Annotated in this window: 14 protein-coding genes and 1 tRNA gene; 9 read left to right on the top strand and 6 right to left on the bottom strand. The window is 66.2% G+C overall.

From position 1 onward, the window contains the following. Nucleotides 1–332 precede the first annotated feature (332 nt). From dnaN to QSK34_RS13835, 8 genes are all read left to right on the top strand, one after another. Entirely contained in the window at nucleotides 333–1,469 is a 1,137-nt protein-coding gene (dnaN, locus tag QSK34_RS13870) for a DNA polymerase III subunit beta (protein WP_285584057.1), read from the top strand. A 77-nt stretch (nucleotides 1,470–1,546) separates the two neighbouring features. Continuing rightward, on the top strand, nucleotides 1,547–2,494 hold the full coding sequence (gene gnd / locus QSK34_RS13865; protein ID WP_161480675.1) for a phosphogluconate dehydrogenase (NAD(+)-dependent, decarboxylating): 948 nt from the start codon (nucleotides 1,547–1,549) through the stop codon (nucleotides 2,492–2,494). A 49-nt stretch (nucleotides 2,495–2,543) separates the two neighbouring features. Continuing rightward, nucleotides 2,544–3,716, top strand: coding sequence for a DNA replication/repair protein RecF (recF, locus tag QSK34_RS13860; protein WP_285584053.1), 1,173 nt, complete (start codon nucleotides 2,544–2,546; stop codon nucleotides 3,714–3,716). 205 nt (nucleotides 3,717–3,921) lie between these two features. After that, nucleotides 3,922–4,458, top strand: a complete 537-nt coding sequence (locus QSK34_RS13855; protein WP_285584051.1) for a DciA family protein — start codon at nucleotides 3,922–3,924, stop codon at nucleotides 4,456–4,458. Between the two features lie 334 nt (nucleotides 4,459–4,792). Beyond that, nucleotides 4,793–6,739: a DNA topoisomerase (ATP-hydrolyzing) subunit B gene (gene gyrB, locus QSK34_RS13850; protein WP_285584049.1), complete on the top strand. Its 1,947-nt coding sequence runs from the start codon at nucleotides 4,793–4,795 to the stop codon at nucleotides 6,737–6,739. A 37-nt stretch (nucleotides 6,740–6,776) separates the two neighbouring features. Further along, nucleotides 6,777–9,296 carry a DNA gyrase subunit A gene (gene gyrA / locus QSK34_RS13845; protein ID WP_161480671.1) on the top strand — a complete coding sequence of 840 codons (2,520 nt, stop codon included), beginning with the start codon at nucleotides 6,777–6,779 and terminating at the stop codon, nucleotides 9,294–9,296. Then, the gene (locus QSK34_RS13840; RefSeq protein ID WP_285584045.1) at nucleotides 9,293–10,174 is read left to right on the top strand and encodes a DUF3566 domain-containing protein; all 882 of its coding nucleotides are present in this window, start codon (nucleotides 9,293–9,295) and stop codon (nucleotides 10,172–10,174) included. Before gyrA ends, QSK34_RS13840 begins: the two co-directional genes overlap by 4 nt. An 82-nt stretch (nucleotides 10,175–10,256) precedes the next feature. Continuing rightward, a tRNA-Ile gene (locus QSK34_RS13835) sits at nucleotides 10,257–10,330 on the top strand. 78 nt (nucleotides 10,331–10,408) lie between these two features. Here the strand turns inward: QSK34_RS13835 and QSK34_RS13830 are convergent. From QSK34_RS13830 to QSK34_RS13820, 3 genes are read right to left on the bottom strand one after another with little or no spacing between them, the layout of a single operon-like run. After that, the gene (locus QSK34_RS13830; RefSeq protein ID WP_285584043.1) at nucleotides 10,409–11,554 is read right to left on the bottom strand and encodes a site-specific integrase; all 1,146 of its coding nucleotides are present in this window, start codon (nucleotides 11,552–11,554) and stop codon (nucleotides 10,409–10,411) included. Next, the gene (locus QSK34_RS13825) at nucleotides 11,551–11,754 is read right to left on the bottom strand and encodes a helix-turn-helix domain-containing protein (protein WP_285584041.1); all 204 of its coding nucleotides are present in this window, start codon (nucleotides 11,752–11,754) and stop codon (nucleotides 11,551–11,553) included. Before QSK34_RS13825 ends, QSK34_RS13830 begins: the two co-directional genes overlap by 4 nt. Beyond that, the gene (locus QSK34_RS13820; RefSeq protein ID WP_285584039.1) at nucleotides 11,751–13,211 is read right to left on the bottom strand and encodes a replication initiator; all 1,461 of its coding nucleotides are present in this window, start codon (nucleotides 13,209–13,211) and stop codon (nucleotides 11,751–11,753) included. Before QSK34_RS13820 ends, QSK34_RS13825 begins: the two co-directional genes overlap by 4 nt. Nucleotides 13,212–13,368: 157 nt before the next feature. Here QSK34_RS13820 and QSK34_RS13815 point away from each other — a divergent pair, with 157 nt between their 5' ends. Then, a complete protein-coding gene (locus QSK34_RS13815) occupies nucleotides 13,369–14,214 on the top strand; it encodes a GntR family transcriptional regulator (RefSeq protein ID WP_285584037.1) in 846 nt (281 codons plus the stop codon). 206 nt (nucleotides 14,215–14,420) lie between these two features. Here QSK34_RS13815 and QSK34_RS13810 read toward each other — a convergent pair whose 3' ends face one another. From QSK34_RS13810 to QSK34_RS13800, 3 genes are all read right to left on the bottom strand, one after another. After that, nucleotides 14,421–15,416, bottom strand: coding sequence for a hypothetical protein (locus QSK34_RS13810; protein WP_285584035.1), 996 nt, complete (start codon nucleotides 15,414–15,416; stop codon nucleotides 14,421–14,423). Between the two features lie 370 nt (nucleotides 15,417–15,786). After that, a complete protein-coding gene (locus QSK34_RS13805; protein ID WP_285584033.1) occupies nucleotides 15,787–16,023 on the bottom strand; it encodes a hypothetical protein in 237 nt (78 codons plus the stop codon). Further along, the gene (locus tag QSK34_RS13800) at nucleotides 16,020–16,376 is read right to left on the bottom strand and encodes a hypothetical protein (protein ID WP_285584030.1); all 357 of its coding nucleotides are present in this window, start codon (nucleotides 16,374–16,376) and stop codon (nucleotides 16,020–16,022) included. Before QSK34_RS13800 ends, QSK34_RS13805 begins: the two co-directional genes overlap by 4 nt. Between the last annotated feature and the right edge of the window lie 1,361 nt (nucleotides 16,377–17,737).

The following is a 17,737-nucleotide window of genomic DNA, read 5'->3' as shown; positions in this document are numbered from 1 at the left end:
TGTGGACGGCCTGTGGGTAACTAAAAGTTATCCCCAGCACGCGGTGCGTAATCCCCAGGCTGTCCACAGGACCTGTGGACAGAAAATCGGCCTCTGACCTGCGGTTATAGGGGTTCTTCCACATTTCCACAGCGCCTATTAAGACGGCTGATATCTCTACCTAGAGGAAAGTCAAGAGCAACCTTCGGGCTCGGCGCGGAGCAAAAAATCCTGGAGTTGACACCTCCCGGCAAGCGACGAAGATGGGCAGTCACACCTCGCGTCACCGCGTCGCCGCCCCCCAGCCATCACCGCCCGACGCCGTCCCTACCCACCACAGGAGGCTGATCCACGTGATGTTCCGGGTCGACCGAGACGTGCTCGCCGAAGCCGTCGCGTGGACGGCACGCAGCCTCCCCGCCCGGCCGTCGGTGCCCGTTCTCGCCGGCATGCGCCTCGAGGTCACCGACGACCAGCAGCTCAAGCTCTCGGGGTTCGACTACGAGGTCTCCGCGGAGGTGACCCTCGACCTGCAGACCGGCGAGGCCGGCGTGGTGCTGGTCTCGGGCCGCCTGCTCGCCGAGATCACCCGCGCCCTTCCCGCACAGCCTGTGGATTTCGTGGTGGAAGGCGCCAAGGCGGTCGTGACCTGTGGCACCGCCCGGTTCACCCTGCTGACGATGCCGGTGGAGGACTATCCCTCGCTCCCGGCCATGCCGCCGGCCGCGGGCCGGGTCGGCAGCGACGTCTTCGCCTCGGCCGTCGCCCAGGTGGCCACCGCCGCCGGCAAGGACGACACCCTGCCGATGCTGACCGGCGTCCGGATGGAGATCGACGGCGACACGGTCACGCTGGCCGCCACCGACCGCTACCGGCTGGCCGTCCGCGAGCTCAAGTGGCAGCCCGACCAGCCCGACTTCCAGGCCATCGCGATGATCCCGGGCCGCACGCTCGCCGACACCGCCAAGTCGCTGGTCACCGGCGCCGAGGTCGAGATCGCCCTGAGCTCCGTGGGCGGCACCGGCGAGGGCATGATCGGCTTCAGCAGCGGCGGCCGGCGCACCACCACGCGGCTGCTCGACCCCGAGTTCCCGAAATACCGCTCGCTCCTGCCGACCGAGTTCTCGGCCCGCGCCGAGCTGGTCACCAGCTCCTTCGTCGAAGCCGTCAAGCGTGTGGCCCTGGTCGCCGAGCGCAACACCCCGGTCCGGCTGGCCTTCCGGGGCGACGAGGTCGTGCTCGAAGCGGGCAGCGGCGACGAGGCACAGGCTGTGGAAGTCCTGCCCGTCGACTTCGACGGCGGCGAGATCAACATCGCCTTCAACCACCAGTTCCTGCTTGAAGGCCTCGGCGCGATCGATTCCGACGTTGCTCGCCTGCAGTTCACCACCTCGACGAAACCCGCCATCCTCACCGGTGGAAAACCTGTGGAAGATGGGGGCATACCCGACTACCGCTACCTGATCATGCCCATTCGTCTCTCAAGCTGATCGAATCCGTATGATCAACCCTCGGGTCGGGTAGGCGAGTCGGCGTGACCGTAGACGAACCCTGAGGGGGTGCTCTCATGCAGATCGGCATGATCGGCCTGGGCAAGATGGGCGGCAACATGGCCGAGCGGCTGCGCCGCGGTGGTCATGAGGTCGTCGGTTACGACCGCGACCCCGACGTCAGCGACGTCGGCAGCCTGAAGGAGCTCGTCGACCGTCTGGAGGCGCCGCGCGCCGTCTGGGTGATGGTCCCGGCCGGTGAGCCCACCCGGGCGACCATCGCGTCGCTGGGCGACGCGCTCTCCGCCGGTGACATCGTCATCGACGGCGGCAACTCCCACTATGTCGACGACCAGAAGCACGGCAAGGAGCTCGCCGAGAAGGGCGTCAAGTTCGTCGACGTCGGCGTCTCCGGCGGCGTGTGGGGTCTGCAGAACGGCTACGCCCTGATGGCCGGTGGGCTCCCCGAAGACATCGCCCATCTCAAGCCGATCTTCGACACGCTCAAGCCCGAGGGTGAGGACGGCTTCGTCCACGCCGGGTCGATCGGCGCCGGCCACTTCGCGAAGATGGTCCACAACGGCATCGAATACGGCATGATGCAGGCCTTCGCCGAGGGCTGGGAGCTGCTCGAGGCCACCGACATCGTCACCGACGTCCCCGGAGCGTTCAAGAGCTGGCGGCACGGCACGGTCATCCGGTCCTGGCTGCTCGACCTGCTCACCCGGGCGCTCGACGAGGATCCCGGCCTGGAAGACCTCAAGGGCTACGCCCAGGACTCCGGAGAGGGCCGCTGGACCGTCCAGGCGGCGGTCGACCACGCCGTGCCGCTGCCGGTCATCACGGCCGCGCTCTACGCCCGTTTCGCCTCACGCCAGGAAGACTCCCCGGCGATGAAGATGGTCGCGGCGCTGCGCAACCAGTTCGGCGGCCACGCCGTCACGGCCGCCGAGGGCTCCTACGAGAAGGGCGCCGACGCCCCGGGCGCGGCCGACAGCACCATGCCCGAGGCCAACGGCTCCTGAACTCGGCCGGGCTCCCGTTCCACGGCGGGAGCCCGTTACCGTTACCGGCATGTTCACCGCCCACCTGTCGCTGACGGACTTCCGGTCCTACCCCACCGCCGAGCTGGCGCTCGAACCCGGGGTGACCGCCTTCGTCGGGCCCAACGGGCAGGGCAAGACCAACCTGGTCGAGGCGATCGGTTACGTCGCCTCCCACGCCTCCCACCGGGTGGCGACCGACGCTCCTCTGGTACGCCACGGCGCCCCCCGGGCCGTCATCCGCGCCGTGATCGAGCGCGACCAGAGACGGGCGCTGGTCGAACTGGAGATCAACCCGGGCAAGGCCAACCGCGCCCGCGTCAACCGCGCCCCGGTGTCGCGGGCCAGAGACGCCCTCGGCGTGTTGCGGACCGTGCTGTTCGCCCCCGAGGACCTGGCCCTGTCGAAGGGCGACCCGTCCGAACGCCGCAAGTTCATGGACGACCTCCTCGTGGCCCGCCACCCCCGGTTCGCCGGCGTCCGGGCCGACTACGACCGCGCGCTCAAGCAGCGCAACGCCCTGCTCCGGACGGCCTCCCAGACCCGCCGCCGAAGCCCCCGGCGGCAGATGGACGACGCGGCGTTCGCCTCGGCCGGGGCCGGTGACGTGTTGTCCACACTCGAGGTGTGGGACGCCCACCTGGTCCGCCACGGCGCCGAGTTGCTCGCGGCCCGGCTGGACCTTGTGGAAAACCTGCGGCCTCTGGTGGCCAAGGCGTACGCGGAGCTGGCGCCCGGGTCCGTGCCCGCGCAGATCGACTACCGGTGGTTTTCCACAGACGACGCCGACCTGGGGACGGACCGCGCGGAACTCGCCGTACGGTTGGGACAGGCGCTGGCCGAGGCGCGCGCGCAGGAGATCGAACGGGGGGTCACCCTCGTGGGTCCGCACCGCGACGATCTGCTGCTGCGGCTCGGGGAGCTGCCGGCGCGCGGCTACGCCAGCCACGGGGAGTCGTGGTCGTTCGCGCTGGCGCTGCGGCTGGCCGCCTACGACCTGCTGCGTTCGGAAGGGGGCGATCCGGTGCTGATCCTCGACGACGTGTTCGCCGAACTCGACGCCCAGCGTCGCCGGCGGCTGGCCGAGATCGTCGCCCCGGCGGAGCAGGTTCTGATCACGGCGGCGGTGGCGGAGGACGTGCCGAGGGAACTGAGCGGCGCCCGCTTCGACGTCACCGAGGGGAGCGTGACCCGTGTCGGGTGACCATCCACAGGGACGCGACAATACCCAAGGGCGTGGATATCCACAGGGTGCGGACCCGCAGTCGCCGGGCTATCCACAGGAACAGCGGGGGCGCCGGCAATTCAGTGATCCACAAGGGCGCGGAGATCGACGGTTGCCCGACCATCCACAGGCAGCGGTGAATCCACAACACCTGGGGAATCCACACAGCCGCGGTGACGCACAGGTGCCCGGTTATCCACAGGCTGTTGACAGGCCCTCGCCGGAGCAGCAGGCCTCCAACGCCAAAGGCGCCGCCCTCGCCCGGGAGAAGCTCGCCCAGGCCAAAGCCGACGCCCAGCGGCGCGGTCAGCTTCCCCGTACCGAACCCCGGAGGAAGAAGGGCGGCCCCAAGCGCGACTCCGGCGATCCGATGCTCTTCGGGGCGGCGATCCAGGACCTGCTGGCCTCCCGGGGGTGGGAGGAGCCGGTCGCGATCGGCGGGGTTTTCGGGCGCTGGCGGGAGATCGTCGGGGCCGAACTCGGGCTGCACACCCGTCCGGAGGCGTTCGAGGACGGCGAGGTCATCGTCTCGGCCGACTCGACGGCCTGGGCCACCCAGGTGCGTTTGCTCGCTCCGACCCTGGTCAGAAGGCTGAACGAGGAACTCGGGGACGGAACGGTGACCGCGGTGAAGGTCCGCGGGCCGAACCTCGCGCCGCCACGACAGGCGGGCCACATCCGGGTGAAGGGGAGTCGAGGACCGGGTGACACTTTCGGCTGACGCGGCGTTCCACAAGATCCGCAAGTCTGTTGTGGAAAAGTCTTGCACCGGCCCGAAATCGCGTCTGGCGCATTGAACCCCGGGGTCTGGGGTGTCACACCAAAACCAAGATCATCGTATTAGAGGGCATCACAGCCCCCGTCAATGCCACCTGAGGCTCCGAGAGCCGGTAGAATCAAAGTGGACTTAAGGACACGTCCGTTTGCGTGTCACCCCGGCCGTGGCGAGCCGATTCCCCAGGGTGAACGCATCGGGGCACTCACGACGGTGACGGGCACGGCAGGCAGCCATCCTATGTTTCCTGCCGCGTGTCCGCGGCAGGAGGATTTCGCACTTGTCCTACGACGCAGGCTCAATCACCGTTCTCGAAGGTCTTGAGGCGGTTCGCAAGCGCCCGGGTATGTACATCGGCTCGACCGGAGAGCGTGGTCTCCACCACCTTGTGTACGAGGTTGTGGACAACTCCGTCGACGAGGCCCTGGCCGGATACTGCGACACCATCGAGGTCACCCTGCTCGCCGACAACGGCGTGCGGGTCGTGGACAACGGCCGGGGCATCCCGGTCGCCGAGCATCCGACAGAGAAGAAGCCGACCCTCGAGGTCGTGCTCACCGTCCTCCACGCCGGCGGCAAGTTCGACGGCAAGTCCTACGCCGTCTCCGGCGGTCTCCACGGCGTGGGCCTGTCGGTCGTCAACGCGCTGTCGTCCAGGCTGGAGGCCGTGATCAAGCGTGACGGCTTCGAGTGGCGTCAGTCGTACGTCGGCTCCAAGCCCGTCACCGAGCTGATCCAGGGCGAGCCCACCGAGGAGACCGGCACCTCGATCACCTTCTGGGCCGACGGCGACATCTTCGAGACGACCACCTGGAACTTCGAGACGCTCTCGCGCCGCTTCCAGGAGATGGCCTTCCTCAACAAGGGCCTCACGATCGTCATCAGGGACGAACGCCCCGACCACGGCAGCGAAGACGAGCCGACCGAGATCACCTACCACTACGAGGGCGGCCTGTCCGACTTCGTCACCCACCTGAACTCCAAGAAGGAGTCGGTGCACAACTCGGTCATCGACTTCGAGGAGCACGGCGAGGGCATCTCGGTCGAGATCGCCATGCAGTGGAACGCCTCCTACTCCGAGTCGGTCTACACCTTCGCCAACACGATCAACACCGCCGAGGGCGGCACCCACGAGGAGGGCTTCCGCGCCGCGCTGACGAGCATCGTCAACCGCTACGCCCGGGAGCAGAAGTTCCTCAAGGAGGGCAAGGACGACAACCTCACCGGCGACGACGTCCGCGAGGGCCTGACCGCGATCATCTCGGTCAAGCTGGCCGAGCCGCAGTTCGAGGGCCAGACCAAGACCAAGCTGGGCAACACCGAGGCCAAGTCGTTCGTCCAGAAGACCTGCAACGACCACCTGCGCGACTGGTTCGAGCGCAACCCGGGCGAGGCCAAGGAGATCATCAGCAAGTCGCTCCAGGCCTCCCGCGCCCGCATCGCCGCACGTCAGGCCCGCGACCTGACCCGCCGCAAGTCGCTGCTCGAAAGCGGCTCGGGGCTGCCGGGCAAGCTGGCCGACTGCCAGTGGAGCGAGCCCGAGAAGTGTGAGCTGTTCATCGTCGAGGGCAACTCGGCCGGCGGCTCGGCCAAGGGCGGCCGCGACTCTCGGTTCCAGGCGATCCTGCCCATCCGCGGCAAGATCCTGAACGTCGAGAAGGCGCGCATCGACCGTGTGCTGAAGAACACCGAGGTCCAGTCGCTCATCACGGCGCTCGGCACCGGCGTACACGACGAGTTCGACATCTCGAAGCTCCGCTACCACAAGCTGATCCTGATGGCCGACGCCGACGTCGACGGTCAGCACATCACCACGCTGCTGCTGACCCTGCTGTTCCGGTTCATGCGCCCGCTGATCGAGGCCGGTCACGTCTACCTCTCGCAGCCGCCGCTCTACAAGATCAAGTGGGACCGGAAGGGCGAGGACGCCTCCTACGCCTACTCCGACCGCGAGCGCGACGCGATCATCGAAGAGGGCATTGCCCGCGGCAAGCGCGACCCGCGCGCCCACGACGGCATCCAGCGGTTCAAGGGTCTCGGCGAGATGAACGCCAACCAGCTGTGGGAGACCACGATGAACCCGGAGACGCGCATCCTGCTCCAGGTCACCCTCGACGACGCCGCCCAGGCCGACGAGATGTTCAGCGTCCTCATGGGCGAGGACGTCGCCCCCCGGCGGGAGTTCATCATCAGGAACGCGCGCGACGTGCGCTTCCTCGACGTCTAGACCGCGGCAGCCGAACCCCACCCTGTGAAGGATTGACGTGACGGAAGTTAACCTGCCTCCGGGCCCGCCGCCGGCTGACCGCATCGAACCGGTGGACATCCAGTCCGAGATGCAGCGCAGTTACATGGACTACGCGATGTCGGTCATCGTCTCGCGTGCCCTCCCCGACGTGCGCGACGGTCTCAAGCCGGTGCACCGCCGGGTGCTCTACGCCATGTTCGACGGCGGCTACCGCCCCGACCGCGGCTACTTCAAGTGCTCCCGTGTCGTCGGTGACGTCATGGGTTCCTACCACCCCCACGGCGACAGCTCGATCTACGACACCCTGGTCCGCCTGGCCCAGCCGTGGTCGCTGCGCTACCCGCTGGTCGACGGCCAGGGCAACTTCGGGTCGCCCGGCAACGACATGCCCGCTGCGATGCGCTACACCGAGTGCAAGCTCGCGCCCATCGCGATGGAGCTGCTGCGCGACATCGACAAGGAGACCGTCGACTTCCAGCCCAACTACGACGGGCGCTCGCAGGAGCCCGTCGTCCTGCCGTCGCGGTTCCCCAACCTGCTGGTCAACGGCGCCGCCGGCATCGCGGTCGGCATGGCCACCAACATCCCGCCCCACAACCTGCGGGAGATCGGCGAGGCCGTCAGGTGGGCGCTGGAGAACTACGAGGCCACTGACGAAGAGCTCCTCGAAGGGCTGATCGCGCGGGTCAAGGGCCCCGACTTCCCGACCGGCGCGCTCATCGTCGGCAAGCGGGGCATCGACGACGCCTACCGGACGGGCCGCGGCTCGATCACGATGCGCGCGGTCGTCGAGGTGGAAGAGGACAACAAGGGCCGCCAGTGCCTGGTGATCACCGAGCTGCCCTACCAGGTCAACCCCGACAACCTGGCGCTGTCGATCGCCGAGCTGGTCAAGGAAGGCAAGATCAACGGCATCGCCGACGTGCGCGACGAGTCGTCGTCGCGGGTCGGCCAGCGCCTCGTGGTCGTGCTCAAGCGCGACGCGGTCGCCAAGGTCGTGCTGAACAACCTCTACAAGCACACCCAGCTGCAGACCACGTTCGGCGCCAACATGCTCGCCCTGGTCGACGGCGTGCCCCGCACGCTGCGCCTCGACCAGTTCGTCAAGTTCTACATCGGCCACCAGATCGAGGTCGTGGTCCGCCGGACCCGCTACCTGCTGCGCAAGGCCGAGGAGCGGGCCCACATCCTGCGCGGCCTGCTCAAGGCCCTCGACCGCCTCGACGACGTGATCGCCCTGATCCGCCAGTCGGCGTCGGCCTCGGCCGCCCAGCAGGGCCTCATGGACCTCCTGGAGATCGACGAGACGCAGGCCCAGGCCATCCTGGACATGCAGCTCCGCAAGCTCGCCGCCCTGGAGCGCCAGCAGATCCAGGACGAGTACGAGAACCTGATGGTCCAGATCAACGAGTACAACGAGATCCTGGCCAGCCCCGTGCGGCAGCGCCAGATCGTCGGCGAGGAACTCGGCGAGATCGTCAGCCGCTACGGCGACGAGCGCAAGACCGAGATCATCGCGTACGAGGGCGACATGTCCATCGAGGACCTGATCGCCGAAGACGAGATGGTCGTCACGATCACCCGCGGCGGCTACGCCAAGCGCACCAACACCGACCTCTACCGGGCGCAGAAGCGCGGCGGCAAGGGCGTTCGCGGCGCCCAGCTCCGCCAGGACGACATCGTCGAGCACTTCTTCGTCACGACAACCCACCACTGGCTCCTGTTCTTCACCAACAAGGGCCGCGTCTACCGGGTCAAGGCCTACGAGCTCCCCGACTCGGGCCGCGACGCCCGCGGCCAGCACCTCGCCAACCTGCTGGCGATGCAGCCCGACGAGCGGGTCATGGAGGTCCTCGACCTCCGCGACTACGAGGTCTCGCCTTACCTCGTCCTAGCCACCCGCAGCGGCCTAGTGAAGAAGACCAGGCTCTCCGAGTACGACTCCCCGAGGTCCGGCGGCCTGATCGCCATCAACCTCCGGGACGACGACGAGGTCATCGCGGCCCGGCTGGTCTCCGAAGAAGACGACCTCCTGCTGGTCTCCCGGAACGCCCAGGCCATCCGCTTCACCGCCTCCGACGAGGCCCTGCGCCCCATGGGCCGGGCCACCAGCGGCGTGATCGGTATGCGGTTCGTCGACGGAGATGAACTTCTCGCCATGAATGTCATGAGCCATGGTGACGATGTGCTTATCGCCACCGAGGGCGGGTATGCGAAGCGCACACCGGTTGAGCACTATCCGCTGCAAGGCCGGGGTGGAAAGGGCGTACTGACGGCGAAAATAGTCAGTGCCCGTGGCAAGCTGGTCGGAGCGGTCATGGTGGGACCCGAAGACGAAGTCTTCGCGATCACCTCAGCCGGCGGAGTGATCAGGACCAGCGCCGCCGAGATCAAGCAGTCCGGCCGCCAGACGATGGGGGTCAGATTGATGAATCTCGCGGAAGGCGACAGCGTGGTGGCCCTAGCCCGGAACGCCGAAGCGTTGGAGACTGCCGAAGCGGTGGAGACTGAGAACGGGGCAGGAGACGAGCAATGACCAACTCGGGAAAGACGAAGAACACCGGGGCGGCCAAGAAACCCGCGTCTACCTCGGCTGCCTCGTCGTCGATGCGCGACGGGGTATCCGCCCGGATCGACGACGAGAAGAACAACGACACGGCCGAGACCCCCAAGGTCGCGGGCCCGGCTCCGGCGGCTCAGGGGCCTGCCCAGGCTCCCAAACGGGAGACGCCCAAGGCGCCCCAGACCGGCCGTGACCTTCCCAAGGACGAGCCCAAGACCGACGACTCCACCGTCCGCATCCGCCCCACGGGCAACGACAACAAGCCGTGGTCGCGGCCCCAGTCGCCCAACGGCGACCAGAAGCACCCGGCCGGCGACGAGCCGACGGCCGCCTACAAGGCGCCCCGCCTGCCCACGCCGGTCTCGGCCCCCGAGCCGATCGTGACCGCGTCCCGCCCGTCTCCGGTGGAGCCCGTGACGGCCGAACGGCCCGTCATCTCCACCTCGTCCGCCCCGAAGGACTCCTCCGGACGGGCGCCCCGCAAGGCCCACCTGGTGCTGCGCCGGGTCGAGCCGTGGTCGGCCATGAAGTTCAGCTTCGTGGTCTCCCTGGTCTGCTTCGTCGTGCTGTTCGTGGCCGTGGCGGTGCTCTACGGGGTGCTGTCGGCCATGGGCGTGTTCGACGCGTTCGTCCAGGCGGTCAACCAGCTCACCCAGGGCGAGGGCGGGGCCGCGGCCTCATTCGACATCGCCAGCTGGTTCGAGCCGGTGCGCATCCTGGGCTACACCGCCCTGCTCGGCGCGGTGAACGTGGTGCTGATCACGGCGCTGTCCACTCTGGGGGCCGTGATCTACAACCTGAGCGCCGACCTCGTGGGCGGCGTCGAAGTGACCTTCTCCGAAGCCGAATAGTCGTAGTCGTGATTCCGCGGTGCGACCACACCGCGGAACACGGTAAGCTTTACCCCGTCGCCACAAACTAGCTGGCTGACGAGGGGCTATAGCTCAGACGGTTAGAGCGCTTCCCTGATAAGGAAGAGGTCCCAGGTTCAAGTCCTGGTAGCCCCACTCGATTGACCAGCACAAAGGCCGCTCCCATGAAGAGGGAACGGCCTTTTTTGATCTTCTGGGTGACTAACTGGGTGACTATGCCTGTTGGGTGTAGTCGCCGAAGATCCGGTCCATTGCCTCCGCTCCTTCCAGGAGGACCGGGCGGAGCTGCTTGCGGTAGACCTTCTCGGTGACGACGGTGCCTTTGTGGCCGACCAGCCGGGCAATGTCCTCGACCGCTACTCCGGCGTCGGACATCAGCGAGACGAAGCTGTGGCGCAGTTCCCTTGGGGTCCACTCCTCCGGGTTGAGGTCTGTTCGCTTGAGGACCACGCGGAAGGCGCGGCGGACGTTTCCGGCGTCGAGTTCGGTGCCGTGCCTGCTGGCGAACACGAGATCGTTCTCTTGCCAGTGGCCGCCGGCCTTTTCTTTGGCGACGGCCTGGCGGTCCTTGTGGAGTCTCAGAGCGTCTACGCAGAGACGGGGGAGAGCCAGGGTTCGGCGGGACTTCTGGGTCTTGGTGTCTCCCCCGACACGTACAGACCTCCAGACCATGATCGAGGGTGGCTCGGCGTCCAGGTCGACATGGGACCAGGTGAGCGCCCGCAGCTCTTCGGTTCGGGCACCGAGGAGCAGGGACGCGACGAGGTAGGCGTACAGGTTGGTGTTCTCGGCGGCTCGGAGGATGGAGACCGCCTGGTCGAGGGTGAGGGACTTCGACGGGCGGCCCTCCTTGCCCTTGGGGATGTCGCAGAGCAGGACCACGTTCCGTTTGACCTTGTCGCGGGCCTGGGCTCGGGCGATGGAGCGCTTGAGGATGCTGTGGATCTTCCGGAGCGTCTCGGTGCTGAGGGTCTTGGCCTTGGCGGCGAGCCAGCGGTCGACGTCGTCGGCGGACAGTTCGCGGAGCTTGCGGGCACCCAGGGCCGAGATCACGTGCTGCTCGGCCAGGATGCGGCGGTTGGTGACGGTGGACTCCTCCCGCCCGCTGAGGCCGTAGGCCAGCCAGTCGCCGACCACCTGGGCAACGGTGTGGTCGTTCCCCGAGGTGGTTAAGCCGTCCTCGTAGTCGCGGATGAGCTCCTTGAGCTTGGTCTTCGCCTCGGTCTTGGTCTTGCCGGTGGCTTTGCGGACGATGCGCTTGCCCGCAGGGGTGTAGCCGACCGTGATCGTGGCGACCCAGCGCTGACGAGACTCATCCCAATAGAGGCTGCCGTCTCCTTTGCTTCGTCGTGCGGTCATGATGCCTGTGCCTCCTGTTCGAGTAGGGCGATGTAGTCGGCGATGGCCGACGCGGGGATCAGCCGGGTTCGGCCCTGGGTGACGGACCTGAGTCGGCCTGACCGGAGAAGCTCGTAGATCACGCTGCGGCTCATGCTCAGCAGGACCATGGCTTCGTGGACGCGATACAGCCGCCGTTGCGGCAGATTCGCTGTGGTCATGCGTCCTCGCGTTGGGACGCGATTGCGCGGGCCTGGGAGACGCGCTGGCGGATGTGTTCGGCCATGATCGCTTCGCCTGGCGTGTAGCCGGATCCGGCGAAGCGCCAGTGGGCCATGACGAGCGTGGTTTCGTCGTCCAGGGCGGGGAGGCCGGAGCGGTCGCGGGCCTCTTGGGCGCGGTGTTCGAAGCGGGCGCCGCGTAGGGCGCTCAGGGTGGTGGAGTAGTTGCGGCTCTTGGTCGAGAAGTGGCCACGGAAGCCGAGCATGTGCGCCCAGGGACGGAGCCGGAGATCTGCGAACTCGGGGCGTGCGCCGAGGGTCCAACAGGTTCGGATCATCATGCGGGCGTGGTCGGTGACGGGGAGCAGGTCGAGGTTCAGTCCCGGCTTGATGCCGGTGCCCGCGCACTGTGTGCACAGCCTGTGGACACGGCCGGTGCCCTTGCACTGTCCACAGGACAACCGGTAGTCGACCGTGCCCGAGGACTCCGCGCCCTTGCTGGCGTACTTGGCGATGTAGCTCGCCACCGCCTGTTCGCTGAGGCCGTCGAGGCTTGTGCCGAGAAGGATCGGGCGGATGTCGAGTTGGTCGCCCCAGCGGAGGTCTCGCTGTCCGAGGTCGCTGGAGGGGGTGCGTACCGTCACGCTCTTCGCCGCCGCCGGGATGGCGTGAGCCAGGAGGCGGTGATCTGCCCACGACGGCGGGGGTTCGGTTGCGCCGCCGGGGCCGTCGAGCCTGATGACGGCGTGGAAGTGGACCAGGCCGCGCCGTTGGTACTCGGCGACCTTGGCGAAGGACACCCGTACCTGGGAGTTGAAAGCGTGGCGGGTCATGCCTGCCAGACGGGCCATTTCCCGGCGGGCGTTCAGGGTGAAGCGGTGCCAGAGCACTCCGGCGTGTGCCTGCCACAGGACCGCGCCGGTGTAGTCGTAGCAGTCGGGGCAGATGGGCTGACCGAGCTGGGGGTCTCCCTTCTCGTGTCGACTCCGGCAGCCCGCCGGCCTGTCGTGCTCGCAGTGGCGCTCTCGGTTTCGTGGTCGGCAGGGGCGGACGCGGCCTTCTGCCTCCCGACGTGTGTGGACGGGGCCGAACGATGGGGCGGTGAAGGTCGCGAAGACTCTGGGGTGGGTGCTGACGGTGTCCGGTACGCCCTTGCCACCGGACAGGCCCGCGCGGATCAGGTGGAAGGTGTCGGCCTGGTAGACCTCGGAGCAGGCGGGGCAGACCGAGGCGCGGCGATTGCCGCAGGCTACGAGCAGGTGGCCGGTCGGTTCGTCGGTGGTGGAGTAGTGGTGCAGGAGTTCGCCGGTCCGGCTGTCCACGACCAAGGACTCTCCGGCGAGGTGGATGGGGTTGGCGCATCCGCCGGTCCCGGCGACCATCGAGCGCCAGCGGGTGAAGCCTGGAGCGTTGATGACGCGGGCCAGGTCGGTGAACCATGCGGGGTGTTGAGTCATGGACGAGTCCCCTCGTTGGTGTCTGTGTCGTTGCGGTCCTCCTTGTGCATTGCTCAGACCTCCCTTCTTGTCGGCCTACTTGTAGTACATGTTGCCATGGCGTCGACATGTCGAGCAACCTGTAGTACATGTTGGTAGACAGATTGAGGAGACTCACGTGGAAGTAGAAGCGACTCCCCTGTGGAAGGTCATCGCCGCAGGTCTGCGGGCTGACATCCTGGAGGCGCGGTATACGCCCGGATCGCCGTTGCCAAGTGAGACGGCCCTGGCCGAGCGATACAACGTGTCTCGGCCTACCGTGCGGGACGCGGTTAAGGCCCTCGTCCTTGAGGGACTGATCACCGTGATCCGGGGACGCGGGACGTTCGTGCGTCCTGTGCCGGATCGGTACGTGATCATGTTGGGCGTCGAGCCTCGTCACGACATCGCCAGCAGCGCCTACAACAGCGAGGGGCAGAACCAGGGGTGGCTACGGTGGCCCATCCCCGATCCGGAAGAGCCGGAAGTCGACGTGTACGGCTTCAGTACCGTGTTGCCGGCCGATCGGGAGACGGCCATGTTGATGGGGCTGCGGACCGGGCACTCTGTGGTGCGGCGGTACAGCGTGTGGTTCCACGCGAAGGTGCGGACTCGCATCGAGGTCAGCTCGTTCATCAACGCTGATCTGATCCCGGACTTCACCCGGGCCGATCTCGTGGGCGAGCTTGACGCCGTCTATCGGCACCTGGAGAAGGGGCGGGGGCCGGTGTCGTGGGCGGATACCGTGACGGCCCGGATGCCTTATGAGAACGAGCGGGAACGGCTGGAGATCGAGGCAGGAGCGCCGATTCTGCTGATCCGGCGGATCATGTACAGCCGTGACGGTCAGGTCTTGGAGATGACCGAGATCCGGGGAGCGGCCGAGCACTACGAGACGACCAGCGTTGATGTGTCGTCTGACCAGGATCAGAGCCGGAGTGCTCCGAAGTCTGCCGAAGGCGGACGGGTCATCCTGGCGCTGTAGTGGCTCAGGGTTTCTTTACTGGTTCAAGGCGGCCCGCCTGCGGCGTGCCGCGCGCTTGGCGGTCGCGGGCCGCGCTGCGGCTCTTCGGCCGGTCGCGGCCCGCGCCGCCCGCGCCTTCCGCAACATAATGGCTCCTTGGTGTTTGCATTCCAGATCGGCAGCGTTAAGGCGAAGCGACATCAGCAAGCGGTGGGCTAATAGTTCTTCTAGTCCCTTACTTGGTTTGTCCAGATATCAACCCCCTTCAACGTACGTCTGAGGCTGTCGAGATTTCTAGGCAAGCCCGGTAGTTTATATGTGACGTACACGTTGGCGGAAGCGTGCCCTGTCTGCCGCATGGCCCATTTTCCGTCATGGCTTGCACCACCAGGCCGATATGGTCGTACAACATTTTCGTCTATTTTGATCTCGATGACAGTATGAAGTTCCATCACGGACCCAGCGGGCCAGGCTGTTATGTGGCAAACGGGTCGCTCTGCGAATGGTTTCCAGTCCGGTCCAAGTCCAGTAAACTCCCCGCGATGAGAGTTCATGTAAATGTCCGTCCATTGCTCAAAGTACCTTTCGGCCTTCCATTCGAAAATGGCTTGCTGTCCGGGGAGGAGTAGATACTCCCCTCGTGATGAGAGGTGTTGGGGGATTGGGATGTCTGAATCCGAAAGCGGGGATTTCCCTGATGTCAAGGAAAAATCGCCGCCGAATATATGTGCAGGAGTTTGGCCGACGTTAATGATTAGCCCGCGCACCATGAAGTAGATATCATCGTGTCGATTAACAGTCTCGTCGAAGATCATTATACTCTCCCCTTTGTTTAGTCTTGGGTAGCTTAGATCCTCTTCTTGTTCGTCTCCATATCGAAACCTCTTCCATGTGGGAGGGAAAGGGGTTGATTCTAGAGCGACTGCAATCTTTGCGGAATGGGACTCGAAATAGTCCCTATAGCTAGTTAGTGCCGAGACTTCGGCGATATGATCCGCCATGGCATCTTGTGCGGCCATCAGTTGATCTCTAGCCACGTCGACTTGCTCGTTGGCTGCGGCTGCCTGCATCTCGGCGGCCCTGGCGCTCCTTTTGGCGTGTCTTGCACTTCGGAGTGCTATTAAGGCGGCTATGAGTGATATGACGAGTGACGAGCGTTCTATGGAAGAATTTTCGATCAGCCACTTCGACGCGATGCCCCAAAGGAGCTCAATTTCGGTCATGTCACATCAAACGTGAGCCCTGATTGGGAAGTTCCCGCTTATGGTGTCGACCCTCGTCCGATCCTTACTTAAGTAAGATCGCCCTCTTGATCGGCGTCACACCAGAGTTGGGTCATTGCGGCTCTATGGGTGGTTGTTATAGCTGAGGTAGGTGGCTCCCCCGCCCCCCTACCGAGTGTTCGTGTCCCTCGGTCGGCGTCAACTCCGTCTGTGCAGGTTGGGTAGTGGGCTCACGTGGACCGCTATGAGGAAGGGACACGCGAAGACGGAGTTGACACCTCGGTCGGGCCACGAGGTCCGGCAGCTATCGGGGGCAGGGGAGGACTGGGCCGGGTCCATAACCCGGTTGAGGCGTGGCGACGTGCCTCCCTCAGATCACATCGCCACGCCAGTCCTTGGGGGTTGCCACCTCATCTCCGGTGGTGCGAAGGAGATGCCCACCGGTTGGGGTGTCGCGGCTTCCGGTCTGCTGCGGGCCGAATTCCCTTTCGATGAAGAACGTGAGGGCGGCATGCACCCGCATGAACGTCTCGCGACAGGCTTCGATCTCTTCCGCGCTCCGAGGCGAGATGGGACGAACCGGTCCGAGCGACGAAGGCCGTGTCATCGATCCGTACTCCCGGCGGACATCTCAGCGGGAGCCGCCTGCAAGGCCAGTCGTCGATGGGCAACACAGCGGGCGACCGTGCCGGGAACCTCGACACTGTAGGTGGTGTACAGGCGCCGGCCACTGCGGTGCGCGAGCTGGCCGGTCCACCAGCGGTAGACCTGGCCGTCGGTCCAGACGAGCAGGTCGAACCAGACGGAGACGAGGGCGACACCGTAGCCCGCGTGGACGTCGGCGGTGACGTGGATGACGGCGAGTGCCTCGCGGAGGCGTTCGGCAGCCACGAATGCCGGGGTGCGGACACCGTATGGGTGGGTCCCGCGTTGGAGGTCGGGCGGTAAGTCGATCGTCATAGGCTTCGGCATGGATCGCACCTCCAGAGTGCGGTTTAGGGACCCGTCCGGCGGCGCAATCGCTTGGCGGGTCCCGCTGTTTGGAGCACGTCGCATCCCATGACATCGCCGCAGGTACCTACACCGTGAGTGGCAATAGGGGACACTGGGGGAGGCGAACGGACCCCGGAGTCTCCCCCTGACGAGGTGGACCACGATGCGCGATGTTCCGTACTGGGCGGCGCGGCTCAGCCGTGAGCGCCGGGAAACGGCTGTGGACACAGCGAGAGATGGCCAAGCGGCTTGGCCAGGCCGCCGATGATCCTCAGGTGAGCGCCCATCGTCCGGAGCGAGACTCACTCGTCCGCATGATCAAGGCGTGGGGAGGCGGGACGGCGCAAGCCCAAAGACCCCTACCGCGTGCTGTACGGCCGGGCAATCGGCATCCCCGAGAGCGAGCTGTTGAACGACGAGGCACCAACGCCTGGACCGTTTGTTCCAGCGCGGTATGACCGAGTTGGCCTTGGACAACTGGCCGACCGCGATCAGCCTGTTGACCGAGGACATGAACAGCCTCCCGGAGACCTACAACCGCGACTGAGTGTGGTACGGCTCATGCCTTGCGAAGGCCCACGCCGAAAACGGCGATGCTCCAGCAGCCGCGAGCGTCGTTGTGCCGATCGTCGCCGACGCCGTCCTTCTCAACCGCCACGCCCACAAGGAGTTGATCGCGTGACCGCCCTCTTGAATCGGCGCCAGTCCCGACACGCCACCGCTCTACGCGACGCCCCCACCGAGGCACAACGAGCCAGCGAGCAGTAGCCCGGACCAGGGAAATCGCCCCGTCTGCTGGGTGACTAAGTGGGTGACACTCGGCCCGGAAGCCGGTGGACCACCGTGGAATCCCACGGACCATCCGTGCAGGTGAGAGCGGGTATCGCCCCTGATCCTGCCCCCCGTTTTGCCTGAGGTCCCAGGTTCCAGTCCTGGTAGCCCCACTCGGAGAGTGGGAGACCTTTGGTTGATGGCCTTTGGCCATCTGTCCCAGGGTCTCCTTCGTCGTCTACACGGGGGGACGACCCCCGAACCCCCCCCCGTTACGAGAGAGATTCGCCCCCCCGCGCTCCCCTTCGCTTCGCTCGGGTGACAACGTCATCTTTTCTCTACGGCTTCGCCTGGTCGGCCATTCGACTTTCTCTGGCCGCCTGAGAGCCCGGACCGGTGCGGTCCGGGCTTTCGGATCAGGGATTAGCGGTGGTGCCAGCCGCCCCAGCCGAAGCTGCCGTTGTGGCCGTAGCCGCCGCGGACGCGGAAGTCGTCGACGTGCTTGCCGAAGACGATGTGCTTGGACAGGAAGGTCTTGGTGCTGTACCGCTTGTAGA

It is taken from the genome of Herbidospora sp. NBRC 101105 (assembly GCF_030269205.1).
Classification (GTDB): domain Bacteria; phylum Actinomycetota; class Actinomycetes; order Streptosporangiales; family Streptosporangiaceae; genus Herbidospora; species Herbidospora solisilvae.
Note: the sequence above shows the minus strand (reverse complement) of the source record. Positions and strands in the feature narration are given on the sequence as shown.